Consider the following 23,709-nt stretch of genomic DNA (forward strand, 5'->3'; position numbering starts at 1 on the left):
TGAAGCGAAGGTTCCGGTGCCCCGCGCGCACGGCACCGGGTACGGAGGCACGGGGTCGCACGGCGGGTCCGTACGCAATCGGGCCCGCGCCGCGCGAGGCGATGGGATGATCCGGGCAAACACCGTCAATGGAGCTGGAGGACGACATGGCCGTGCAATGGAAGCTCGTGGTCGACTGCGCGGACCCGAACGGGATCGTCGGGTTCTGGGCGCCCGCCCTCGGTTACGAGGTGGAGGACCACAGCGTCCTCATCGACCGGCTGATCGGTCTCGGGGCCGTCGGCGACGACGACTGGACCACGGCCGGCGGCCACAAGGTCTGGGTGCACGCGGCAGCCGTACGCCACCCCGACGACCCGGTCGACGAGGCCACCGGCACAGGACTCGGCCGGCGCATCCTCTTCCTTCGCGTCCCCGAGCCCAAGCAGGGCAAGAACCGGCTGCACATCGATCTGCACTTCGGCCCGGAGCGGCGCGACGCCGAGGTCAAGCGGCTGGAGGAGCTCGGCGCGAGCGTGCTGTACGTCGTGGAGCAGCCGGGGGACAGTCACGTCACCATGGCCGACCCCGAGGGCAACGAATTCGACGTGCAGTAGGCAGAGGGGTCAGGACTCAGCGCAGCGCAGCGCCGATCGCCTCGTCGACCGACGGGAAGGCGAACGAGAACCCCGACTCCAGCAGGCGGGTCGGCAGCACCCGTTGGCTGCCCAGCACGTCGCCCGCGAACTCGCCCAGCGCGATCCGCAGCGCGAAGGCGGGCGCGGCGGCCAGCGTCGGCCGGTGCAGTGCGCGCCCCATGGCCGCCGTGACCTCGCGGTTGGTGACCGGCTCGGGACCCGTCAGGTTCACCGGGCCCGACAGGCTGTCCGTGTCGAGGATGTGGCGCAGGGCCGCGACCTCGTCGTGCAGCGCGATGAAGCTCCAGTACTGGCGGCCGTCGCCGAGCCGCCCGCCGAGACCCGCCCTGAACAGCGGGAAGAGCTTCCCCCAGGCCCCGCCCTCGCGGGCCACCACCAGACCGGTGCGCGCGAACGCCGTCCGTACGCCCGCCTCTTCGGCCGCCCGCGCCGCCTCCTCCCACTCCACGCAGAGCGAGGCGAGGAAACCGTCCCCCGGCGGCGCGTTCTCGTCCACAGCGCGGTCGCCGGTGTCCCCGTAGAAGCCGAGCGCACTGCCGCACAGGAACACCCCCGGCGGCACGTCGAGCGAGGCGACGGCCTCCGCGAGCGTGGCCGTGCCCAGCACCCGGCTGTCCCGGAGTTCCTTCTTGTACGCGGCCGTCCACCGGTGGTCGCCGACCCCGGCCCCCGCCAGATTCACCACCGCCCCGCAGCCGGCCAGGCCCTCGGTGTCGACGTACTCCCGCCGGGGATCCCACTCCACCTCGTCCGGACCCTGCGGGCTCCGGCGCACCAGCCGCACCACCTCGTGGCCGTCCGCGCGCAGCGAGAGTCCCAGTGCCTTGCCGATGAGGCCGGACGCCCCGGCGATCACGATTCGCATGCTGCCCATCCTGCCCATCCTGCCCCTCCGGGCCCGCCGCACGCCGCCGTCATCCGCCGAAGCGCTCCCAGAGCTGGGGATACCGGTCCGCGAGTGCCGATTCGTCCTCGAAGTCGAAGGCGGTGCCCTCCGGCTCCGGGGCCTGCGCCGAGATCCCCAGAGCGGGTGCGACCGCCCCGGTGAGCTGCTCGTACGCCTCGTCGGCGGCGAACCCCAGCTCCTCGCCGTCGCCGTCGACCTCCTCGTCGAACTCGTCGAGAAGCCCGGCGAGACTGTCCGGATCGTGCAGCGCGCCCTCGAAGACCTCCCGGCCCTGGCCGATCAGCCAGCACCGGAAATAGTCGAAGGCGTCGTCGCCGGCCCCGCCCAGGAGCACGGCCGCCGCGCCCCACAGGTCCCAGCGGTAGGCGCGGTTGTACCGCGCCTCGAAGTGTCTGGCGAAGTCCAGCACGGAGTCGGGGTCGAGCTGCAGCAGCCGCTCGACGAGCAGGTCGGCATGGTCCTCGGGGTCGCCGTCAGCGGCCGCGCGGGTGTTGTCGATGATCTCCCAGAACTCCGTTTCGTCCATCACGGGTCAAGCATCGGGGTTGGCGGGGCGCAACGCACGCGGAGCGCCGAAGCGGTACCCCTCTCGTTACCAGGTGGTGTGACCGTCCGATGATTCACTCGTTTGATGGGTGTACTGATTCCGATCACTCACCCATGAGGCTCACGTGGACCTGGAACAGGCCGAAGCGGCACTGGTGGAGCACTACCCGCGCCTGGTGCGGCTCGCCTACATCACCCTGCCGCCCTCGCTCGGCCGCCACCGCAGGGTGCTCGCGGCGCACGCGGCGGTCCAGCGCGCCCTGCCCGGCACGGGAGCGCCCGTGCCCGCCCAGCGGGGCCCCGGCGGTCCCGGGGGCCAGGCCGGTCCGGGAGGCCCCGGCGGCCCCGGTGACGGCCCGCGCGCCGGGTACGCGCACCTCAGGCTCCGGGTGCTGACCGCGGTACTGGCGTACGACCGCCGGCCCCGCTGGTGGCCCGCCGCACTGCCCGCGCCGCGCGCCCTGCGGCCCGGACTGCCCCTGGTGTACGGGCTGCGGCTCTTCCCCCGCTCCGGCGGGGCCGACGAACTCGCCCTCGAACAGGCGCTGTCGGGCGCCACGGCCACCGCCCGCGCGGCCCTCGTACTGCACCGTCTCGAAGGGCTGGAGGACCCGGCGGTACGCACCCTGCTGGCCGAGGCGGGGGCGAGCGACACCGGGTCCGCGCTGCGCACCGCGCACCGGCTGGCCCGCACCGTGGCGGACCGGGGCGCGGACGGGCTGTTCGGCTCGGACGGGTTCGATCCCTGTCTGGTGCACACCCGGCCCACCGATCTGCTCCGCCGCAGACAGCGGACCCGGCTCGGCTGGGGCGCCGTGGCGGTGGCGGCCGCACTGACCGCGGCCGCGGTCACGGCGGGCGGCGAAGGCTCCCCGGCCGCACCCGTCCCTGAGGCCACAGGGGCCGCGGTCCGTACGACGGTGGGCGCCCGTGCCCTGAACCCCTCGCTCCTCGAACGCGCCCCCGACCAGGAGTGGGCGGACACCTCCCGCGTCGACTACACGGTCTGGCCCGCGCGCGGCTCCCGTACCGGCGACAAAGCACTCCTCGGCCGGGCGCTGCGGGTCTGGGCCAATCCCGCCCGCACGGTCCGCATCACCGCGACCCCGGGCACCCCGACCGTGCCGCCGGAGAAGTCGCCGCGGCTGCTGTACGCGGGCGAGACCGACGGGACCGCGGTGGTGCTCCTGCACGACGACCAGCGGGTCGTGCGGTACGCGGAGCCCGCCGACGGCAAGGGCGGCGCGCCCGCACTCGATTTCGTACGGACCGACGACGCGGACGTCACCACCGGAGCCGCGCTCGTCGTGAGCCGCACCGCCGACAGCGCCCGCTATCTGCTGGCCCCCTGGATCGCCGAGTCCACCACCCGTGACCTCCTGCGGCCCAATACCCCGGCGGCTGAGCTGAAGACCGGCGACGACGGGGTGACGGACCCGGTCGCCCGGCCCACCGGAACCACTGGTTCCGGCTGCACCTCCTGGCCGGCCCTGCAGCTCCGCTCCTCCAGCCGCATCGTGGAGAAGCACGCCTTCCTCCTGACCGACCTCGGCGACCTCGCCCCCGTCCACCTCACCTACACCCCGCCGCCCGGCAGCAGCCCTCCGGCCCGCCAGCCGCGCGAGGCGACCGGCGGTCCCGCGCTGCTGAACTGGGCGCGCACCGCCTGCGAGCTGGGTCAGATGCGGGGGCAGGGCGTGCGGTCGGTCAACAACTGGGAGTACGCCCTGCAGCAGCTCCCCGAGAGCGGCGGCAAGGCCTCCTGGGTGTGCACCAGGGCCGACACCTGGCAGGGGCCGGGAAATGTCTCCGTACAGCTCCAACTCCCGGACAGCGCACCGGTGGTGGCCCGCGCGCGGAACACCGCCGCGTGCAGCCGCTTCGGCCAGCACGTGCTGGCGGGCGCGACCTGGCGGGCGAAGTCCGGGCAGTGGTATCTCATCGCCGCGGGCAGCCGTCTGGTCCGCTCCATCGAGGCGACGGGCGGGGTCAGGGCTACGGCGAACGGCACGACGATGGCCGTACGGGCAGGAAAGGGCGCCCGCGCCGTACTGCGGGCGAAGCTGGCGACCGGGGACACCCTGGCCGGGCTGAACTGAGCCCTCAGCCGTAGAGCAGGGCCGTCCGCACCGCCGCATCCCGGAAACGGGTCCGCAGCGCGGGCGGTTCGAGGACCTCAAGGTCCGGTCCCAGCGAGAGCAGCTGGCCGAACGCGACCTCCAGGCTCTCGACGGCCAGTGTCACGGTCCGCCAGCCGTCCCCGTCCGCCGGACCGGCCGCCTCCAGCGCCTCCTGGGCCGCCGTGCGGTCCACGGTGTAGGGGAGGCGGCGGGCGCCGTCGGGAGACACCCGTACGACCGTGACGGCGTGCAGGATCGAGCGGGCGAAACCGGCCGCCCGCTCGTCCCAGAACGCGGGCAGCGCGAAGGTGTCGTCGCGCTCGAAGCGGTCGTCGGTGACGGACACCTCCGTGAAGCGGTCGATGCGGTAGACGCGGAAGTCGCCGCCGGTGCGGGCGCACACGTACCAGGTGCCCGCCTTGAGCACGAGGCCGTACGGTTCCAGCTGCCGCTCCACCTCGGAGCCGTCGCGCCGCCCGTAGCGGGCGAGGACCCTGCGGTCGTCCCAGACCGCCTCGGCCAGCGCGGGCAGCAGGGGAGGGGTCTCCGGCTCCTGGTACCAGCCGGGCGCGTCCAGGTGGAAGCGCTGGGCCGCCGACTCGGAGGCGTCCCGCAGCGAGGGCAGCAGGGCGGCCGAGACCTTCAGCCGGGCCGCAGAGGCGGCGTCCTCCAGGCCCATCTCGCGCAGTGCGCCGGGCAGCCCGGAGAGGAACAGCGCCTCGGCCTCGCTCCGGGCAAGACCGGTCAGCCGCGTACGGTAGCCGCCGATCAGCCGGTAGCCACCGGCCCTGCCCCGGTCGGCGTAGACCGGGACTCCGGCTTCGGAGAGCGCCTGGGCGTCCCTGGTGACGGTGCGCTCGGAGACTTCGAGCTCACGGGCCAGCTCGGCAGCGGTCATCAGGGGCCGCGACTGGAGCAGCAGAACCATTTTGATGAGTCGGGCAGCGCGCATGCCTCCAGGAAAACACGACAGAAGGTGTCGCCTTTCGATGCCAGCCTGTACTCCATGGACACTTCACAGCAGCCTCTGCAAGGCAGGATCGCCCTGGTCGCCGGAGCGACGCGGGGCGCGGGCCGCGCCATGGCCGTGGAACTGGGCCGCGCGGGAGCCACGGTGTACGCCACGGGACGCACCACCCGCACGCAGGTCAGCGAGGTGGGACGTACCACCGAGACCATCGAGGAGACCGCCGAGCTGATCACCGCGGCGGGCGGCACCGGCATCGCCGTGCCCACCGACCACCTGGACCGCGCACAGGTCAAAGCCCTGGTCGAGCGCATCGACCGCGACCACGGACGCCTCGATGTCCTCGTCAACGACATCTGGGGCGGCGACCACCTCCTGGTCGGACAGTGGGGCAAGAAGCTCTGGGAACAGGACCTGGACGAGGGCATGCGGATGCTGCGCCTGGGCGTCGAGACCCACCTCAACACCAGCTACTTCGCGCTCCCGCTCCTCGTCCGCAATCCCGGCGGACTGGTGATCGAAGTGACCGACGGCACCGAGGAGTTCAACCGCGACTACCGCGAGACCTTCTTCTACGACCTCGCCAAGGCAGCCCCGCTGCGCATGGCACGGGCCCTCGCCGAGGAGCTGAAGGAGTACGGCGGCACGGCCGTCTGTCTGACCCCCGGCTGGCTGCGCTCCGAGTCGATGCTGGACACGGCCTTCAAGGTCACCGAGGAGACCTGGCAGGACGCGATCGCCCAGGACCCGCACTTCGCGATCTCCGAGACCCCGCTCTTCGTCGCCCGCGCGGTGGCGGCCCTCGCCGCCGACCCGGAAAAGGCGCGCTTCAGCGGTCAGTCGCTCTCCAGCGTCGGCATGGCCAGGGAGTACGGCTTCACGGACGCGGACGGCTCGGTGCCGGACGCCTGGGCGTACATGACCGAGGTGGTCAAGGGCGGCAAGCAGGCGCCCGCGTCCGACTACCGCTGACCGGCGGGCCCGGCGCTCAGCCCTTCTGCCCGGGGGTGAGCGCGATCACCGCGAGCAGCGCGCCCTGCGGGTCGCTGACCACGGAGAAGCGCCCCGGCGGGATCGTCGTCGGCTGCACGAGGACCTTTCCGCCCAGCTCACCGACCTTGGCCGCGGTCGTGTCGCAGTCCTCCACGGCCAGGTAGACCATCCAGTGCGCGGGCACGTCGGGCGGGAAGTTCTCGTCGATGGCCATCATCCCGCTGAACGACTCGCCGTCGAGGGACCACTCGGTGTACGAGGTCGGTCCGTACGGATGCGTGTCCGCGCCCCAGCCGAAGACGGCCGTGTAGAACGCCTTCGCCTGCTCCGGGTCCCGTACCAGCAGCTCGAACCAGGCCACCGCACCCGGCTCGTCGACCGCGCCGAAGCCCTGGTGCTCCAGCGGCTGCCAGAGGCCGAAGAAGGCGCCCTCGGGGTCGGTGCAGGCGGCGAGCTTGCCCGAGGTGAAGATGTCCATGGGCCCGGCGACGACCGTACCGCCGTTGGCGGTCACGGCCGCGGTGGTGGCCTCGATGTCGGCGGTCCCGAAGTACGCCATCCAGGCGGGCGGCTGGCCGGGCGACATACAGGGCCCGTACCCGCCGACGTACTCCTCGCCCTTCATCCACATCCCGTAGCCGCCGGCGTCCGGCATCGGGACATCGCCGGCCGTCCAGCCGAAGAGCCCGGTGTAGAAGGCCTTGGCGCCGGTGAGGTCGGTGGTGGAGAGGTCGGCCCAGGTGGGCGCGGACGGCTTGTTGTGGATCATCGTGGGCTCCTCGTGAAGTCGGTCCCCGGCCCATTCACGCACGCGTGCCCCGCCCCGGCAATCCGGTGGGGCGGGGCACGTCGTACGTACAGGAATTACAGGCCGTAGCGCTCGCGCGCCTCCTTCACGGCCGTGACCGGCACCGCACCGCGCCGCGCCAGCTGCGCGAGGGCGGCCACCACGATCGACTCGGCGTCGACACCGAAGTGGCGGCGGGCCGCGTCACGGGTGTCGGAGATGCCGAAGCCGTCCGCGCCGAGCGAGGAGTAGTCCTGCTCGACCCACTGCGCGATCTGGTCGGGGACCTGGCGCATGTAGTCGGAGACCGCGAGGACGGGCGAGTCGACGCCCTCGAGTGCCTTGCGTACGAACGGAATCCGCTCCTCGCCGCGCAGCAGGGCCGCGTCCGCCTCCAGGGCGTCCCGGCGCAGCTCGGTCCAGGAGGTCGCCGACCAGACGTCGGCGGCGACGCCCCACTCCCCGGCGAGGAGCTGCTGGGCCTTGAGGGCCCAGTGGATGGCGGTGCCGGAGCCGACGAGCTGGATGCGCGAGGCATTGGCGGGGGTGGTGAGGCCGGCCGACTCCGCGGTGTTGAAGCGGTAGAGGCCCTTGATGATGCCCTCGTCGATGCCCGCGGGCTTCGCCGGCTGCGGCATCGGCTCGTTGTAGACGGTGAGGTAGTAGAAGACGTCACGGTCCTCGTCCGGGAGCGCCTCGCCGTACATGCGGCGCAGACCCTCCTTGACGATGGTGGCGATCTCGTACGCGAAGGCCGGGTCGTACGACAGCGCCGCCGGGTTGGTGGCCGCGATCATCGGCGAGTGGCCGTCGGCGTGCTGCAGGCCCTCGCCCGTCAGCGTCGTGCGGCCCGCGGTGGCGCCCACCAGGAAGCCGCGGCCCAGCTGGTCGCCGAGCTGCCACATCTGGTCGGCGGTGCGCTGCCAGCCGAACATCGAGTAGAAGATGTAGAAGGGGATCATCGTCTCGCCGTGTGTGGAGTACGCGGACGAGGCGGCGATGAAGTCGGCCATCGAGCCGGCCTCGGTGATGCCCTCGTTGAGGATCTGGCCGTCCTTGGCCTCGCGGTAGTACATCAGCTGGTCACGGTCGACCGGCTCGTACGTCTGGCCCTTCGGCGAGTAGATGCCGAGCGACGGGAACAGCGACTCCATACCGAAGGTGCGGGCCTCGTCCGGGACGATCGGGACCCAGCGCTTGCCGGTCTCCTTGTCGCGGATCAGGTCCTTCACCAGGCGTACGAAGGCCATCGTGGTCGCCATCGACTGCGAGCCGGAGCCCTTGTCGAAGGCGGCGAAGGACTTGTCGGCCGCGGCGGGCAGCGGAGCGAGCGCCTGCGTGCGGCGGGCCGGGGCGGGGCCGCCGAGGGCCGCGCGGCGCTCCTGGAGGTAGCGGACCTCGGGGGAGTCGGTGCCGGGGTGGCCGTAGGGGACGACGCCGTCGACGAACTGGCTGTCGGAGATGGGGAGTTCAAGAAGGTCACGCATGTTCTTGAACTCGTCCACCGAGAGCTTCTTCATCTGGTGGTTGGCGTTCTTCGACGCGAAGCCCTCACCGAGGGTGTAGCCCTTGACGGTCTGCGCCAGGATCACGGTCGGCGCGCCCTTGTGGGAGAGCGCCGCCTTGTAGGCCGCGTACACCTTGCGGGGCTCGTGGCCGCCGCGCGAGAGGTGGAAACACTCGAGGATCTTGTCGTCGCTCAGCAGCTTCGCCATCTCGACGAGCGCCGGGTCCTTGCCGAAGAAGTCCTCGCGGATGTAGGCGGCGTCACGCGTCTGGTACGTCTGGACCTGCGCGTCGGGCACCTCGCGGAGGCGGCGGACGAGCGCGCCCTGGGTGTCGAGCTGGAAGAGCTCGTCCCAGGCGTTGCCCCACATCGACTTGACGACGTTCCAGCCGGCGCCGCGGAACTGGCCCTCCAGCTCCTGCACGATCTTGAAGTTGGCGCGGACCGGACCGTCGAGGCGCTGCAGGTTGCAGTTGATGACGAAGGTCAGGTTGTCGAGCCCCTCACGGGCGGCGAGGCCGAGGGCCGCCGTCGCTTCGGGCTCATCCATTTCGCCGTCGCCGAGGAACGCCCAGACGTGGGAGTTCGAGACGTCCTTGATGTTGCGGTTGGTCAGGTAGCGGTTGAAGCGCGCCTGGTAGATGGCCGAGAGCGGGCCCAGACCCATGGAGACGGTCGGGAACTCCCAGAGCCAGGGGAGTCGGCGCGGGTGCGGGTAGGAGGGCAGGCCCTTGCCGCCCGCTTCCTGCCGGAAGTTGTCGAGGTGCTGCTCGGAGAGGCGGCCGTCGAGGAAGGCGCGGGCGTAGATGCCGGGCGAGGCGTGGCCCTGGATGTAGAGCTGGTCGCCGGAGCCGTCGCCCTCCTTCCCGCGGAAGAAGTGGTTGAAGCCGGTCTCGTACAGCCAGGCCGCCGACGCGAAGGTGGCGATGTGGCCGCCGACGCCGTGCTTGGCGCCGCGGGTGACCATCGCGGCCGCGTTCCAGCGGTTCCACGCGGTGATCTTGCGCTCCATCTCCTCGTCGCCGTCGATCGTCGGCTCGGCGGAGGTGGGGATGGTGTTGACGTAGTCGGTCTCCAGCAGCTTGGGCAGCGCGAGACCGGCGCCCTCGGCGTGCTGGAGGGTCCGGCGCATCAGATACGCGGCGCGGTGCGGGCCGGCGGCCTTGGTGACGGCATCGAGGGAGGCCGCCCATTCGGCGGTCTCTTCGGTGTCACGGTCCGGGAGCTGGTCGAGCTCGCTCGGAGACTTGGCTGCGAGGTCGGTCACGAAGGCCGCCTTCCGGAGTCGAAGGGGAGGGGGTTGCCCAGGTCTGGCAGGACAGGGCTACGGACTGGGTGAAGTCCGTCGTCGACTGTAAACCCCTGATCGATGATCGATCAAAGGGTTGAAGGGCAAAACTTCTCGACATGGAGAAATCGGCACTCAGTGCCAGAGATACGGGCACAGGGTGTCCGGGCAAACCGGCACAACTCAGGCGCGCGGCGCACATCCGAGCACGTGCAGCTTCACCAGTGCACCGATCTCCGGATCACGCCGCCGGAACGCTTCGACCAGGGCTTCGTGTTCCTCGGCGTACGACTTCTGCACCGTCCCGAGCCACCGGATCGACAGCGCGGTGAACACCTCGATGCCCAGCGACTCCCAGGTGTGCAGCAGGACGCCGTTGCCCGCGGCCCGCACCAGCTCCCGGTGGAAGGCGACGGTGTGCCGCACCTGCCCGGCACTGTCCCCGGCGGCGTCCGCCGCGTACAGCGCCGCCACGGACGGCTCCAGTACGGACACATCCGCGGCCAGCCGCTCGACGGCCAGCTCGGCCGCGATCTGCTCCAGACCGGCCCGCACGGGGTAGGACTCCTCCAGATCGGCCGCGGTCAGATTCCGTACCCTTACGCCCTTGTTGGGAGCGGACTCGATGAGCCGCAGCGTCTCCAGCTCTCGCAGAGCCTCGCGTACGGGCGTCTGGCTGACCTCGAGCTCGACGGCGATGCGCCGCTCCACGATCCGCTCGCCCGGCTTCCAGCGCCCGCTGACGATCCCCTCGACGATGTGCTCGCGGATCTGCTCGCGCAGCGAGTGGACGACGGGCGTCGGCATGAGGTGCTCCTTCGAAGGGCGGCGACGGACATTATCCCTGTTGGCCGCAGCGCACGGCAGGGCGGCTGCCGATGTGGAGACCCGTTCCGGGCCGGGCCCGAAGCCGTCACAGGGCTGTCATGGGACCAATCCACGGGCAACTCGGCTCCAGGGCGCCGCCGTGTACCGGGGAAGCGAGGTGTTCCCGGGGCGCGCCTTCTGATCAGCAGGGGGAGACATGAACAACACCGGTAGGACCGGCCGGATCCGCCTCGCGGCAGCGGCTGTCGTGGCGTTGACGACCATGACGATCACCACAGGATGCGCGCAGTCGGGCGGCGGCAAGGCGGCAGTTGCTCCGTCCGCCGCACCGGCGGCACATGCGTCTTCGTCAAGCCGGACGAGGCGCAGAGGCTCGGCCATGTGGGCTGGGGATTCAAGGTCCCGGGCACGGGCCGGTGGGAGTACGGGGCGCTGGAGAACCCGACGGGCAAGCTCTGCACGGCACACGGCACACGGCGCACGGCGCACGGCGGCTTCATCGGCACCTGGCACGCCGCCCGGGGCAGCCACCAGAAGATGCTCCACGACATGGCCCACGAGACGTACTGCCCGGGCAGGAGCGAGCACCCGTACACCCGCTACCGGTGCGTCAACTCGCGCACGGCAGACGCGAATTCGGCCCGCGCGATGATCCGCACGGTGGAGGGACGCGGCTTCTTGTCCGGCATCGACCCGAAGACCGGCACGTTCGGCACCCGGGGCTGCCTGGACGCGGTCTACGACGTGCTGAAGGCCTACCGCACCCACCACTTGGCGCCCGCGCACCAGGCGGCGATCCCTCATGTGTGGGTCGCGACGCTCTTAGGGTGGTCGGACGAACCGCTGCAGAAGTGAGCGCAACGCAGCGCCCCGTCCGGATCGGATCCGGACGGGGCGCTGCGTACTGCTACTGCGCGAAGGTGCCTTACAGGCCGAGCTCGACCTCGAACTCGCCGGCTTCCAGGATCGCCTTGACGGCCGTCAGGTAACGGGCCGCGTCGGCGCCGTCCACCAGGCGGTGGTCGTAGGAGAGAGCCAGGTAGGTCATGTCGCGGATCGCGATGGTCTCGCCCAGGTCCGGGTGGTTGATGACCACCGGACGCTTGACGGTCGCACCGATACCGAGGATGCCGACCTGGTTCGGCGGCACGATGACCGTGTCGAACAGCGCACCGCGCGAGCCGGTGTTGCTGATCGTGAAGGTCGCGCCGGACAGCTCGTCCGGAGTGATCTTGTTGGCGCGCACCGCACCCGCGAGCTCCGCGGTCTTCTTCGAGATGCCGGCGAGGTTGAGGTCGCCCGCTCCCTTGATGACCGGGGTCATCAGACCCTTTTCGGAGTCCACCGCGATACCGATGTTCTCGGTGTCGAAGTAGGTGATGGTGCCTTCGTCCTCGTTGATCCGGGCGTTGACGACCGGGTGGGCCTTCAGCGCCTGGGCAGCGGCCTTGACGAAGAACGGCATCGGGGACAGCTTGACGCCCTCACGGGCGGCGAAGGCGTCCTTGGCGGCCGCACGCAGCTTCATGAGCTTGGTGATGTCCACCTCGACCACGGAGGTCAGCTGCGCCTGGCCGTGGAGGGCCTTCATCATGTTGTCGCCGATGACCTTGCGCATGCGGGTCATCTTGACGGTCTGACCGCGCAGCGGGGAGACCTCCAGCTTGGGCGCCTGCGCCTTGGGGGCGGCGGCGGCCGGAGCCTTGGTGGCGGCGGCCTTGGCGGCCTCCGCGGCGGTGATGACGTCCTGCTTGCGGATACGGCCACCGACGCCGGTGCCCTTGACCGAGCCCAGGTTCACGCCGTTCTCGGACGCGAGCTTGCGGACCAGCGGGGTCACGTAGGCGCCGTCGTCACCGGAGGTCGCGGCCGGAGCCGCGGCCGGGGTGACGGGGGCCGGAGCGGCCACCGGAGCCGGAGCCGGGGCGGCAGGCGCGACCGGAGCGGGCGCGGGAGCAGCCGGGGCAGGGGCGGCGGGAGCCGGAGCGGCAGCGGCCGGGGCTGCGGCCGGAGCCGGAGCCGGTGCCGGTGCCGGAGCTGCCGGAGCCGGGGCTGCGGCGGGCGCGGCACCCGGAGCACCGATGACGGCGAGCTTGGCGCCGACCTCGGCGGTCTCGTCCTCGGCGACCACGATCTCGAGCAGGATGCCGGCGACGGGCGCGGGGATCTCGGTGTCGACCTTGTCGGTCGAGACCTCGAGCAGCGGCTCGTCGGCCTCGACGCGCTCGCCCTCGGCCTTCAGCCAGCGGGTGACGGTGCCCTCGGTGACGCTCTCGCCGAGCGCCGGCAGGGTTACGGAAACCGACATGGTTTCAGTTGCTCCTAACGGAAAGTGCGGAAGTGGTCGTCGCGGCCCGGGGGCTACTAGTCGTGGGAGTGCAGCGGCTTGCCCGCGAGAGCCAGGTGGGCCTCGCCGAGCGCCTCGCTCTGCGTCGGGTGCGCGTGGATGAGCTGCGCGACCTCGGCCGGCAGAGCCTCCCAGTTGTAGATCAGCTGGGCTTCGCCGACCTGCTCGCCCATACGGTCGCCGACCATGTGGATACCGACGACAGCACCGTCCTTGACCTGGACGAGCTTGATCTCGCCCGAGGTCTTGAGGATCTTGCTCTTGCCGTTGCCCGCGAGGTTGTACTTCAGAGCGACAACCTTGTCCGCACCGTAGATCTCCTTGGCCTTGGCCTCGGAGATACCGACGGAGGCGACCTCGGGGTGGCAGTACGTCACCTTCGGCACGCCGTCGTAGTCGATCGGGACGGTCTTGAGACCGGCCAGACGCTCCGCCACCAGGATGCCCTCGGCGAAGCCGACGTGCGCGAGCTGGAGGGTCGGGACGAGGTCGCCGACGGCCGAGATCGTCTCGACGTTGGTCCGCATGTACTCGTCCACGAGGACGTAGCCGCGGTCCAGCGCGACACCCTGCTCCTCGTAGCCGAGACCGGCGGAGACCGGGCCGCGGCCGATGGCCACCAGCAGCACCTCGGCCTCGAAGGTCTTGCCGTCCGCGAGGGTGACCTTGACACCGTTCTCGGTGTACTCGGCGCCCTGGAAGAACGTGCCCAGGTTGAACGTGATGCCGCGCTTGCGGAACGCGCGCTCAAGAAGCTTGGAGGAGTTCTCGTCCTCGGCCGGCACGAGGTGCTTGAGGCCCTCGACGATGGTCACGTCGGTCCCGAAGGACTTCCAGGCCGAGGCGAACTCGACGCCGATGACGCCGCCGCCCAGGATGATCGCCGACTCCGGGACGCGGTCCAGGACCAGCGCGTGGTCCGAGGAGATGATCCGGTTGCCGTCGATCTCCAGACCCGGCAGCGACTTCGGTACGGAACCGGTCGCCAGCAGGACGTGACGGCCCTGGATGCGCTGTCCGTTGACGTCCACGGAGGTCGGGGACGACAGACGTCCCTCACCCTCGATGTAGGTCACCTTGCGCGAGGCGATGAGACCCTGCAGACCCTTGTACAGGCCCGCGATCACGTCGTCCTTGTACTTGTGTACGGCGGCCATGTCGATGCCCTCGAAGGTGGCCTTGACACCGAACTGCTCGCTCTCGCGAGCCTGGTCGGCGATCTCGCCCGCGTGGAGCAGGGCCTTCGTCGGGATGCAGCCGTTGTGCAGGCAGGTACCGCCGACCTTGCCCTTCTCGATCAGGGCGACGTCCAGACCCAGCTGCGACGCGCGCAGCGCCGCGGCGTAACCGCCGCTACCGCCGCCGAGAATCACTAGGTCGAAAACGGTGCTGGCGTCGTTCGCCACGTCACGTCCTCCATGCATGGTGCGCCGGCACCGGTTTTTTCTGACCGGGCGGCGGCGGGTCTACGGCCGCTTGTGTCTTCGGCCCTGTGGTGGGGGCCCTGTCCTGCCGAGAACCCATCTTCGCACTTGTCGGCGGCAAGCGAGACGCCGGGCCGGAGTGTGGCACAGCACATATGCCTGTGACAGCCGGACGGGGGTGGGAATTTCGTCCAGGGCGAACGCCGGCGATCAGCGGCGCAGTCGCCGCTGGAACCACCGCCCGAGCAGGCAGAGCGCGACGGCGGCGCCGATCCCGATGGCCCAGCGCGGCCATCCGCCGATGAGGTTGCAGACCGCGAACCACATCAGCAGGACGCACGCGAGGACGATCCAGCCGATGCTGTCGGCCAGCCGCGATCCCTGCTCTTCGGGTGCGAGGCCGGGCCCGAGGTCCGATGACATGCGTTCAGCATGAACGCGTACGGCCCCGGGCGCACCCGGGGCCGTACGCGACAGAGAACCGGGACGTCAGCCCAGGTCGCCCGTGGCCGTACGCTCGGCCAGCCGCACCAGCGTGCGGATCGCGGAGCCGGTGCCGCCCTTGGGGGTGTAGCCGAACGGGCCCTGCTCGTTGAAGGCCGGTCCCGCGATGTCCAGGTGCGCCCAGGAGATGTCGTCGGCGACGAACTCCTGCAGGAACAGGCCGGCGACCAGACCGCCGCCCATCCGCTCGCCCATGTTGGCGATGTCGGCGGTGGGGGAGTCCATGCCCTTGCGCAGGTCCGAGGGGAGCGGCATCGGCCAGGACTGCTCGCCGACCTCCTCCGCGATCTCGTGGATGGCGGTACGGAAGGACTCGTCGTTGCCCATGATGCCGAAGGTGCGGTTGCCCAGGGCCATCACCATGGCGCCGGTCAGGGTCGCCACGTCGACGATCGCGTCGGGCTTCTCCTCCGAGGCCTTCGCCAGCGCGTCGGCCAGGACCAGACGGCCCTCGGCGTCCGTGTTGAGGACCTCGACGGTCTTGCCGCTGTACATGCGCAGCACGTCACCGGGGCGGGTGGCGTTGCCCGACGGCATGTTCTCGGCGAGCGCCAGCCAGCCGGTCACATTGACCTGCAGGCCCAGACGCGCGGCCGAGACGACGGCGGCGAAGACGGCGGCAGCGCCGGCCATGTCGCACTTCATCGTCTCGTTGTGGCCGGCCGGCTTGAGCGAGATGCCGCCCGAGTCGTAGGTGATGCCCTTGCCGACATAGGCGAGCGACTTCTCCGCCTTGGGGTGCGTGTAAGAGAGCTTCACCAGACGCGGCCCGTGCTCCGAGCCCTGGCCGACGCCCAGGATGCCGCCGTAGTTGCCCTTGACGAGCGCCTTCTCGTCGAAGACCTGGACCTTGACGCCGTGCTCCTTGCCGACGGCGGTGGCCACGGCGGCGAAGGACTCGGGGTAGAGGTCGTTCGGCGGGGTGTTCACCAGGTCGCGCGCCCGGTTGATCTCCTCGGCGACGGCGACAGCGCGCTCGGCGGCGGCCTTGTAGGCCTTGTCGCGCGGCTTGGCGCCCAGCAGGGCGACCTCGGCGAGCGGCCCCTTGGCGTCGGCGCCCTTCTCCTGGTACGCGGTGAAGGCGTAGGCACCCAGCAGCGCGCCCTCCGCGATCGCCAGGGCGTCCTCGGCGGTCTCGATCGGCAGCGCGAACGCGGCCTTCTTGATGCCGTGCAGCGCGCGCGAGGCGGCACCGGCGGCACGCCGCAGCGACTCCTCGGCGTACGTCTCGTCCTTCTCCGGTACGGAGCCGAGGCCTACGGCCAGCACCAGCGGGGCCTTCAGGCCGGAGGCCGCGGGAGCCTTGGTCACCTCGCCCTCGGCGCCCGAGGCGCCCAGGGTCTCCAGGACGGCGGCGAGCTTGCCGTCGAAGGCCTTGTCGACGGCCTCGGCGCCCGGGGCGACAACCGGCCCCTTGGGACCCTTGGCGATGCCGACGACGATGGCGTCGGCGCGCAGGGTGGCCGCGCCGGCCGTGCTGAGAGTGAGAGCAGTCACGGTGGTGAAATCTCGCTTCCGTTGAGTTCGTGGTGGCCGACGGATGGGGCCGCCCCGTCGAGAGCCTACGCTCGGTGACGACTACCGGTTCCACGCCAGTACGACCAGTGCCGCGGTGGCCGCCGTTTCGGCCAGTGCGCCGAAGACGTCGCCCGTCACCCCGCCGAACCGCTTCAGGCAGTGCCGGAGCAGGAGTTGGGCCGCTGCGAGCCCCGCCAGGACGGCCAGCGCGTGGTGGATCGCGGCGTACGGACCGAAGACCGCACCCGCGCCCGCACAGGCGGCCGTGGCCAGGGCTGCGACGGTCAGTGCCGACCGTACGGGCACCACCCCGGCGACCGCCGCGCCAAGACCTTCCGGACGGGCAGGGGGCACGCCCGCGCGCGAGGCGAGGGTGAGTGCGGTGCGGGCGGTGACCGCGGAGACGGCGGCGGCGACCGCGCCGTGCGCCCAGCTCTCCCCGTACAACTGGAAGAGCACGGCGGTCTGGGCCATCAGGACGAAGAGCAGCGAGATCACACCGAACGGGCCGATGTCCGACTGCTTCATGATCCGCAGCGCGTCCTCGGCCGGCTTGGCGCTGCCGAGACCGTCGGCGACGTCCGCGAGACCGTCGAGGTGCAGACCGCGGGTGAGCGCCGCGGGTACGGCGGCCGTGGCCACGGCGGCCAGCAGCGGGCCCGAGCCGAGCAGCAGCAGGAGCCCGCCGAGCGCGGCCGCGGACAGGCCCACGACCAGCCCGGCCAGCGGCGCGCAGAGCATGCCTGCGCGGGCCGCCTCCCGGTCCCAGCGGGTCACTCTCACCGGGAGGACCGTGAGCGTGCCGAAGGCGAAACGTATGCCGTCCATGGCGCGCAGGCTATCCGTCACCCGCAGCCGATAAGTTACGCATTACGGGCAATAGGGAAGGGGGTGGCATGGGTCACTGGTTCACACGCAACATCCTCGAGCCGGGCAAGCTCCCCCTGCTGCTCGCCCTGGTCTCCTTCGTCCTGTCCTTCGTCACCGTGCGCACCATCGCGCGGCTGATCAGGGCGGGCCGCGGCCCCTTCCGGGACATCACACCGGGCGGGATGCACATCCACCACGTGGTGCCCGGTGTTGTCCTGACCGTGATCGGCGGCTTCGGCGCGGTCACCAGCGGGCGGCACGGCTTCGGGGCCGCGGTCTGTGCGGTGATCTTCGGTACGGGCGCGGGCCTGGTCCTCGACGAGTTCGCCCTGCTCCTCCACCTCGACGACGTGTACTGGAGCGAACAGGGCCGCAAGAGCGTCGAGATCGTGGTGCTCACCGCCGCCCTGGTGGGACTGGTCCTGGGAGGCTTCCTGCCCTTCGGGGTCGACGCGCTCAGCCCTCAGGAGCGGCACAGCCGGGGTCTGTTCGTGACGAACACCATGGTGAACTTCCTGTTCGCGCTGGTCGCCCTGGCCAAGGGGAAGCCCCGTACCGCGCTGATCGGCACCGTCGTGCCCTTCGTCGCCATGATCGGTGCCGTACGCCTGGCGCGCCCGGTCTCCCCCTGGGCCCGGCGCTTCTACCGCCGCCGCCCGCGCGGCCGCGCCCGTGCGATGCGACGCGCCTACCGGCACGACCGCCGCTGGGCCGGGCCCCGGCGGAAGCTTCAGGACCTGATCGGCGGGGCCCCCGACCGGGCGTCGCTCCGCTCCACGGACTCCTCGGACAACCGCCGCTGACGGCGGCGGTCACGCCGTGCGGTGAAGGCGATCACCAGCAGCACGGCCACGATCGCCGCGATGTGCTCTTTGCCCGCCAGGTTGTTCTTGATGATCACCTCGACGACCATCGACGCGATCACCACGCCCGCCGTCCAGTAGGCCCGGTAGCGCCAGCAGACGTAGACCGCCAGGCCCACGACCGCGGCCGAGGGGCCCGTGTCGACGATCCGTGCGTCGGACGCGGGCAGCCCGAAGACGCCGTCGGGGCCGATAGCGATGCCGATGCGGGCGTACATCGTCCCGGCCACGGTGGTCAGGTAGGCGATCAGCATCGTCTGCTTCCAGCCGATGCAGATCTCGGCGATCCCGAAGACGATCAGGATCTGTGCGAGCGCACCCCAGACGGGCAGGTCGAGCGCCGGCACGAAGAGCGAGAGCGGCGTGCGGAGCAGGGCCAGCCAGAGGGGGTCCTCGGCCCGTACGAAACCAATGTTCTGGACCGGCTCGAACCCCCAGTCCTGGTTCTGCACGATCTGGAAGAGGGCGGTGAGGCAGACCGCGGCGACGGTCACCGGGATCGCCCGCCACTTCCTGGCCCGCAGCACGGCCCATACGGTCCCGAACAGAGGCCCCCATTCGCGGCGCACGAAGGTGCGCACCGGCCGCAGGTTCATCTCTTGGAACCCAGATGCCTGCGGTGGAGCCACTTGGGCAGCCCGGGGGCCTCCAGGAAGCCCTCGGCGCGTGCCGAGGCGATTCCGATGCGCAGCAGGTCTGCGCTCTTCTCGAAGAGCATGAATCGTGGCTCCCAGATCGGCCGGTACTTGGCGTTGGCCCGGTAGAGCGACTCGATCTGCCACCAGCGGGAGAAGAAGCTGAGCAGGGAGCGCCACAACCTCAGCACCGGTCCGGCGCCAAGTTTCGAGCCACGTTCGAAGACTGACCTGAACATCGCGAAGTTCAGTGAGACCTGAGTGATCCCGATCTCCTTTGCGCGCTGCAGGAGTTCGATGACCATGAATTCCATCAGGCCGTTCTCGGCGTCGCGGTCACGGCGCATCAGGTCCAGGGAGAGCCCCTTCGGCCCCCAGGGCACGAAGCTCAGTACCGCACGCAATTCCCCTTCCCCGTCGGAGCATTCCAGCATGACGCAGCGTCCGTCACCAGGATCTCCGAGCCGCCCCAGCGCCATGGAGAAGCCGCGTTCGGTGGCCCCGTCGCGCCAGTCGTCGGCGCGCTCCAGGAGCTGATCCATCTCCTCGGCGGGGATGTCCTCGTGGCGGCGGATACGGACGGTGTACCCGGCGCGCTTGACCCGGTTGTACGCCTGGCGGACGGTGCGCATCGCACGCCCCTCCAGGGTGAACTCGTCGATCTCCACGATCGCTTCGTCGCCGAGTTCGAGTGCGTTCAGCCCGTGCCGGGCGTAGATGGTGCCGCCCTCCTCGCTGGCGCCCATGACCGCGGGGATCCAGCCGTGCTCGCGTGCCTCGGCCAGCCAGGGATCGATCGCGCCGGGCCAGGCCTCCGGGTCGCCGATCGGGTCGCCGGAGGCGAGGGAGACCCCTCCCACCACGCGGTACGTCACCGCCGCCTTGCGGGTGGGCGACCAGATGGCGCTCTTCTCGCGGCGCAGCGAGAAGTAGCCGAGCGAGTCGCGGTCACCGTGTTTGCCGAGGAGGGTGCGCAGCTGCTCCTCGTCCTCCTCGCTGAGGGGGTCGACGGCCCGGCGTGAGCGGAAGGCCGCGTACAGGACGGCGAGCAGCAGCAGCGTGGAGAGGACGTTGATGGTGACGTTGACCCAGCCCGGGGTGTGGATGCCGTGGATGCGGGAGTCGTTGGGGACCAGCGAGACCAGCCGCATCACGCCGTAGCGCCAGCGGTCCAGGAAGTCGGCGCGGTAGCCGTCGTGCGCGGTGTTGGTGGCGGTGACGAGCAGGGCGGCGAGCAGGGAGCAGACGAGCAGTCCGCCGGCGGCGACGGCCGTGGCGAGTTTCGGGTTGGAGCGGTCGCCCCTGGCGTAGAACTCCCGCTTGCCCAGCACCAGGGCTGCCACGAAGGCGGCGGTCAGGGCGAGCGAGACCCAGTTCTGGGCGTAGCGGCGAACCGATTCGTCAACGGCCATCGCGAAGGCGAAGAGCAGCAGAAAGAGCCAGCCGATCACCGAGTTCATGATCCATGCGGCCCGTTTGCGGCGGCGCATGGTGATCGCCAGGAACATCGTGAAGACGCCCGAGGCGAAGCCCGCCGTCAGCAGGTACGGGGTGAAGAAATCATCGACGTTGTGCCGTTTGATGTCCTGCCCGAAGGAGACCCAGACAGCGCTGAGCAGATTGATGAATGTGACGACGCGCAGATACCAGACGGCGAATCCCGCACTTCTGCGCGACAGCGTCGTGGACCGGTCTGCTGCTCCCTCGGTGGTCAAACGGACTTCTCCCATGAAACGCGATGATATGGGGCATTGCGCTTCACGGCGGCCCCACGTCCCGGCCGGTGGTTCCCCACCGGCCGCGACGCGAGGTCTCAGACCGTTTTCTCCTCCGCGCGCTCGGGCAGCTCGGCAGCCAGTGCGGCCGCGGCTTGTACGAGCGGAAGTGCGAGCAGTGCCCCTGCCCCTTCTCCCACAGTGACGCCGTGGTCGAGCAGAGGGTTGAGAGCCATCCGGTCCAGAGCCTTCGCCTGCGCGGGCTCACCACTGAGCTGACCTGCGAGCCAGGAGTCGGGGGAGCGGAAGGCGGCCCGCTGGGCGACCAGGGCGCAGGCCGAGGAGACCACCCCGTCCAGGATCACCGGCATCCGGCGTACCGAGCTCTGCAGCAGGAAGCCGGTGATCGCCGCCAGGTCCGCACCGCCGACCGCGGCGAGCAGCTCCAGGAGGTCGCCGAGCACCGGGCGGGCCCGGCGCAGTGCGTCCCGTACGGCCGCGCACTTGCGCATCCAGGCCAGATCGTCGATCGGGGCGCCGCCGCGTCCGGTGACCACCGAGGCGTCCGTACCGCAGAGGGCCGCGATCAGGGTGGCGGCCGCGGTGGTGCCGCCGACGCTCAGATCGCCGAGCACGACCAGGTCGGTGCCTGAATCGGCCTCCTCGTCGGCGATCCTCATGCCGAGCCGGACGGCCTGCTCGGCCTCCTCCGTGGTGAGGGCGTTCTCGATGTCGATGCGCCCGCTGCCGCGCCGCACCCGGTGGCGCACGACGTCATCGGGCAGCAGCGCGGGGTCGCAGTCGAGCCCCGCGTCGATGATCCGTACCGGTACGTCCAGGCGGCGGGCCAGCACCGAGACGGCGCTCCCGCCCTCCAGCACGGCCCGTACGAGTTCATGCGCGCTCCCGGCGGTACGGGCGGATACGCCGAGCTCTGCGACCCCGTGGTCGCCCGCGAACAGCACCACGCGGGGCCGGGCGACCGGCCTGACCGGCACGGTGGCCTGCGCGACCGCGAGCCACTCACCCAGCTCGTCGAGCCGGCCGAGCGCACCCGCAGGAACGGCCAGCCTCTCGCGGCGTTCCTCGGCGTCGCGCCGCACGCCGCTGTCGGGGCGTTCGATCAGATCGGAGAAGTCGTCGAGATTCAGCGCGCTCATTCGCCGAACAGTACCGGCAGCCCCACGGACCGAACATCCGGGAGTCAGCCCCGCAGCACGAGCGCCTGTCCCGCGACGACCAGCAGGACATGCTCGCACTCGCCCGCGAACGCCGCGTTGAGGCGGCCCAGTTCGTCGCGGAAGCGGCGGCCGGACGCGGTGGCGGGCACGACACCGCTGCCCACCTCGTTGGAGACGGCGACGACGGTACGCCGCGTGGCCCGCACCGCGGCGACCAGTTCCGTCACGAGCGCCCGCAGCGCGCGCTCCCCGTCGGCCGCCCACTTCGCGTCGTCCCAGGCGCCCACCTGGTCCATGGCGTCGGTCAGCCAGAGCGAGAGACAGTCGATAAGAAGGGCAGGCCCGTCGTCCTCCTCCAGGAGCGGCACCAGGTCGCAGGTCTCCTCGGTACGCCACGCTCCCGGCCTGCGGTCCCGGTGCAGCCCCACCCGCGACGCCCACTCCGGGTCGCCCTCGCGGGTGCCGCCCGTCGCCACGTACACGACCTCGGGGAAGGCCTCCAGACGTCGTTCGGCCTCCACCGACTTGCCGGACCGCGCACCGCCGAGCACCAGGGTGCGGCGCGGCAGATCGGGCGGCGCCCCGTAGATGGGGAACGCGCCGACGACCAGCGTCGTCCCGTCCGGCACGGCCCGCGCGCCGGCCGCGGCGAGCCGGCGATCCAGCTCAGGGCCCGGCGGGACGTCGTGGTCGAGATGGACCGCGACGATGTCGGTCGTCGGGCCGATCGCTCCCGCACCGCGCAGCCTGGCCAGCGCGTCGGGCCGGCCGAGGACGTCGGCGACGACCATGTCGTACGTGTGCGGGCTGCCGTCCGCCAGGCCCGAGGGCGATCCGCCCGGCGGGAGGTACAGCAGCCGCTCACCCTCGGGGGAGGTCACGTCGTACCCCGTGCCGGGGGAGTCCATCGGCACCGCCCGCACCCGGTGCCCGCCGAGCAGCGAGAGCACCCGCCCGTCCGGGATCCGCGCGGCGGCGGGCAGCCCGGGCGGCAGCTCGACGGCGGGACCGTCGTGCGGATGGGTCAGCAGCACCTGTGTGACGCCCGTGAGCGAATGCCCGGCGCGTGCGGCGGCGAAGACCGCACCCGGCGTGAGGTCGAGGAGCAGCGTGCCGTCGAGCAGAAGAGCGGTCGCGGCGCGCGCACGGCCGCCGACGGCCGTGGCGCACGCGGCGCAGGGGCAGGCGGGACGGGGCAGCCCGTCAGGGGCTCCGGTGCCGAGGAGAGTCAGTTCCACAGGTCGATCCTCCCGCGTCACCGCTGGTGCTGCGCGCCCGGCTACGCTGCCAGCAGCAGATCGGGACGTAATCCAGGAGGCTGACATGGCGTGGACGTGGCGGTTCGAGAAGACGGACGGAACAGAGACTCAGCCCGCGGTACAGCCCGAGGACTTCACCACACAGGGCGACGCGGAGTCCTGGATCGGCGAGGTCTGGAAGGAACTCCTGGAGGGCGGCGCGGACCAGGTGTTCCTCTTCGAGGACACGACAAAGATCTACGGCCCGATGAGCCTGCACGCCGAACAGGCGTAAGGATTCAGTAACCCGCGGGTCTGAACCCGCGGGTCTGAACCCGCGGGTCTGAACCCGCGGGTCTGAACCCGCGGGTCTGAACCCGCGGGTCTGAACCCGCGGGTCTGGACCCGCGGGTCTTAACCTTCCGGTCTGGACCTCCGGGTCTGGACCTGCGGGTCTTAACCTTCCGGTCTGGACCTCCGGGTCTGGACCTGCGGGTCTTAACCTTCCGGTCTGGACCTCCGGGTCTGAACCCGCGGGTCTGAACCTTCCGGTCTGGACCTCCGGGTCTGGACCTGCGGGTCTTAACCTTCCGGTCTGGACCTCCGGGTCTGGACCTGCGGGCCTGAACCTTCCGGTCTGGACCTCCAGGCCTGAACCTTCGGGCCTGCATCCGCAGACGGGAACCTTCGGGGCTGAAGCTTCAAGCCCACGCCAGGCACATCAAGCCCGTCCGGCGATTGAGGACAAAAGGCGGGCTCCGGCGGACTCGCCCCGTTCAGCCGAACCCCTGGCAAGGGGGGCCCGGGGCGCAGCCCCGCCACGCGGCGGAGCC

General features: G+C 71.0%; 21 protein-coding genes. 6 read left to right on the forward strand and 15 right to left on the reverse strand.

Going from position 1 to position 23,709, the window contains the following annotated elements:
• The first annotated feature begins 146 nt into the window (after positions 1-146).
• Positions 147-596 (forward strand): VOC family protein, encoded by a 450-nt coding sequence (locus J0695_RS05640; protein WP_206960719.1) that lies wholly within the window; start codon positions 147-149, stop codon positions 594-596.
• Positions 597-612: 16 nt separating this feature from the next.
• On the opposite strand, the gene J0695_RS05645 is transcribed toward J0695_RS05640, so the two are convergent.
• Both J0695_RS05645 and J0695_RS05650 read right to left on the reverse strand, forming a co-directional pair.
• Positions 613-1,512 carry a TIGR01777 family oxidoreductase gene (locus J0695_RS05645; protein ID WP_206960720.1) on the reverse strand — a complete coding sequence of 300 codons (900 nt, stop codon included), beginning with the start codon at positions 1,510-1,512 and terminating at the stop codon, positions 613-615.
• Positions 1,513-1,552: 40 nt separating this feature from the next.
• A complete protein-coding gene (locus J0695_RS05650) occupies positions 1,553-2,071 on the reverse strand; it encodes a DUF4240 domain-containing protein (protein ID WP_206960737.1) in 519 nt (172 codons plus the stop codon).
• A 145-nt stretch (positions 2,072-2,216) separates the two neighbouring features.
• Here J0695_RS05650 and J0695_RS05655 point away from each other — a divergent pair, with 145 nt between their 5' ends.
• Positions 2,217-4,190: a hypothetical protein gene (locus J0695_RS05655; RefSeq protein WP_307798440.1), complete on the forward strand. Its 1,974-nt coding sequence runs from the start codon at positions 2,217-2,219 to the stop codon at positions 4,188-4,190.
• A 4-nt stretch (positions 4,191-4,194) separates the two neighbouring features.
• On the opposite strand, the gene J0695_RS05660 is transcribed toward J0695_RS05655, so the two are convergent.
• Complete coding sequence (locus J0695_RS05660; RefSeq protein WP_206960721.1) at positions 4,195-5,163, reverse strand: helix-turn-helix transcriptional regulator; 969 nt, start codon at positions 5,161-5,163, stop codon at positions 4,195-4,197.
• A 54-nt stretch (positions 5,164-5,217) separates the two neighbouring features.
• Here J0695_RS05660 and J0695_RS05665 point away from each other — a divergent pair, with 54 nt between their 5' ends.
• On the forward strand, positions 5,218-6,150 hold the full coding sequence (locus J0695_RS05665; protein ID WP_206960722.1) for an SDR family oxidoreductase: 933 nt from the start codon (positions 5,218-5,220) through the stop codon (positions 6,148-6,150).
• 16 nt (positions 6,151-6,166) lie between these two features.
• Here the strand turns inward: J0695_RS05665 and J0695_RS05670 are convergent, their stop codons facing one another.
• The 3 genes from J0695_RS05670 to J0695_RS05680 all read right to left on the reverse strand — a co-directional run bounded on the left by J0695_RS05670 (position 6,167) and on the right by J0695_RS05680 (position 10,560).
• Positions 6,167-6,940 carry a VOC family protein gene (locus J0695_RS05670; protein ID WP_206960723.1) on the reverse strand — a complete coding sequence of 258 codons (774 nt, stop codon included), beginning with the start codon at positions 6,938-6,940 and terminating at the stop codon, positions 6,167-6,169.
• Between the two features lie 95 nt (positions 6,941-7,035).
• Complete coding sequence (gene aceE, locus J0695_RS05675) at positions 7,036-9,732, reverse strand: pyruvate dehydrogenase (acetyl-transferring), homodimeric type (RefSeq protein WP_206960724.1); 2,697 nt, start codon at positions 9,730-9,732, stop codon at positions 7,036-7,038.
• Positions 9,733-9,936: 204 nt separating this feature from the next.
• Complete coding sequence (locus J0695_RS05680) at positions 9,937-10,560, reverse strand: GntR family transcriptional regulator (RefSeq protein ID WP_206960725.1); 624 nt, start codon at positions 10,558-10,560, stop codon at positions 9,937-9,939.
• Positions 10,561-10,860: 300 nt separating this feature from the next.
• Here J0695_RS05680 and J0695_RS05685 point away from each other — a divergent pair, with 300 nt between their 5' ends.
• Positions 10,861-11,436: a hypothetical protein gene (locus tag J0695_RS05685; protein ID WP_206960726.1), complete on the forward strand. Its 576-nt coding sequence runs from the start codon at positions 10,861-10,863 to the stop codon at positions 11,434-11,436.
• A 70-nt stretch (positions 11,437-11,506) separates the two neighbouring features.
• On the opposite strand, the gene sucB is transcribed toward J0695_RS05685, so the two are convergent.
• From sucB to J0695_RS05710, 5 genes are all read right to left on the reverse strand, one after another.
• Complete coding sequence (sucB, locus tag J0695_RS05690) at positions 11,507-12,889, reverse strand: 2-oxoglutarate dehydrogenase, E2 component, dihydrolipoamide succinyltransferase (protein WP_242552253.1); 1,383 nt, start codon at positions 12,887-12,889, stop codon at positions 11,507-11,509.
• A 56-nt stretch (positions 12,890-12,945) separates the two neighbouring features.
• Complete coding sequence (gene lpdA, locus J0695_RS05695) at positions 12,946-14,334, reverse strand: dihydrolipoyl dehydrogenase (protein WP_206960727.1); 1,389 nt, start codon at positions 14,332-14,334, stop codon at positions 12,946-12,948.
• Between the two features lie 228 nt (positions 14,335-14,562).
• Positions 14,563-14,775, reverse strand: coding sequence for a hypothetical protein (locus J0695_RS05700; RefSeq protein ID WP_206960728.1), 213 nt, complete (start codon positions 14,773-14,775; stop codon positions 14,563-14,565).
• Between the two features lie 66 nt (positions 14,776-14,841).
• Entirely contained in the window at positions 14,842-16,353 is a 1,512-nt protein-coding gene (locus tag J0695_RS05705) for a leucyl aminopeptidase (protein ID WP_206960729.1), read from the reverse strand.
• 81 nt (positions 16,354-16,434) lie between these two features.
• Positions 16,435-17,202: an adenosylcobinamide-GDP ribazoletransferase gene (locus J0695_RS05710; protein WP_206960730.1), complete on the reverse strand. Its 768-nt coding sequence runs from the start codon at positions 17,200-17,202 to the stop codon at positions 16,435-16,437.
• A gap of 68 nt (positions 17,203-17,270) precedes the next feature.
• On the opposite strand from J0695_RS05710, the gene J0695_RS05715 reads away from it, so the two are divergent.
• Positions 17,271-18,047 (forward strand): hypothetical protein, encoded by a 777-nt coding sequence (locus J0695_RS05715; protein WP_206960731.1) that lies wholly within the window; start codon positions 17,271-17,273, stop codon positions 18,045-18,047.
• Here J0695_RS05715 and J0695_RS05720 read toward each other — a convergent pair.
• The 4 genes from J0695_RS05720 to J0695_RS05735 all read right to left on the reverse strand — a co-directional run bounded on the left by J0695_RS05720 (position 17,975) and on the right by J0695_RS05735 (position 22,876).
• The gene (locus J0695_RS05720; RefSeq protein ID WP_206960732.1) at positions 17,975-18,703 is read right to left on the reverse strand and encodes a hypothetical protein; all 729 of its coding nucleotides are present in this window, start codon (positions 18,701-18,703) and stop codon (positions 17,975-17,977) included. The genes J0695_RS05715 and J0695_RS05720 overlap by 73 nt on opposite strands.
• Positions 18,700-20,472, reverse strand: coding sequence for a phosphatidylglycerol lysyltransferase domain-containing protein (locus J0695_RS05725; protein WP_206960733.1), 1,773 nt, complete (start codon positions 20,470-20,472; stop codon positions 18,700-18,702). The genes J0695_RS05720 and J0695_RS05725 overlap by 4 nt, the downstream gene beginning before the upstream one ends.
• An 83-nt stretch (positions 20,473-20,555) precedes the next feature.
• Positions 20,556-21,617, reverse strand: a complete 1,062-nt coding sequence (gene cobT / locus J0695_RS05730; protein WP_206960734.1) for a nicotinate-nucleotide--dimethylbenzimidazole phosphoribosyltransferase — start codon at positions 21,615-21,617, stop codon at positions 20,556-20,558.
• Between the two features lie 44 nt (positions 21,618-21,661).
• Positions 21,662-22,876: a bifunctional adenosylcobinamide kinase/adenosylcobinamide-phosphate guanylyltransferase gene (locus J0695_RS05735; protein WP_206960735.1), complete on the reverse strand. Its 1,215-nt coding sequence runs from the start codon at positions 22,874-22,876 to the stop codon at positions 21,662-21,664.
• Between the two features lie 85 nt (positions 22,877-22,961).
• Here J0695_RS05735 and J0695_RS05740 point away from each other — a divergent pair, with 85 nt between their 5' ends.
• Entirely contained in the window at positions 22,962-23,171 is a 210-nt protein-coding gene (locus tag J0695_RS05740; RefSeq protein WP_206960736.1) for a hypothetical protein, read from the forward strand.
• The last annotated feature ends 538 nt before the right edge of the window (positions 23,172-23,709 follow it).

This window comes from Streptomyces beijiangensis (genome assembly GCF_017315755.1).
Classification (GTDB): domain Bacteria; phylum Actinomycetota; class Actinomycetes; order Streptomycetales; family Streptomycetaceae; genus Streptomyces; species Streptomyces beijiangensis.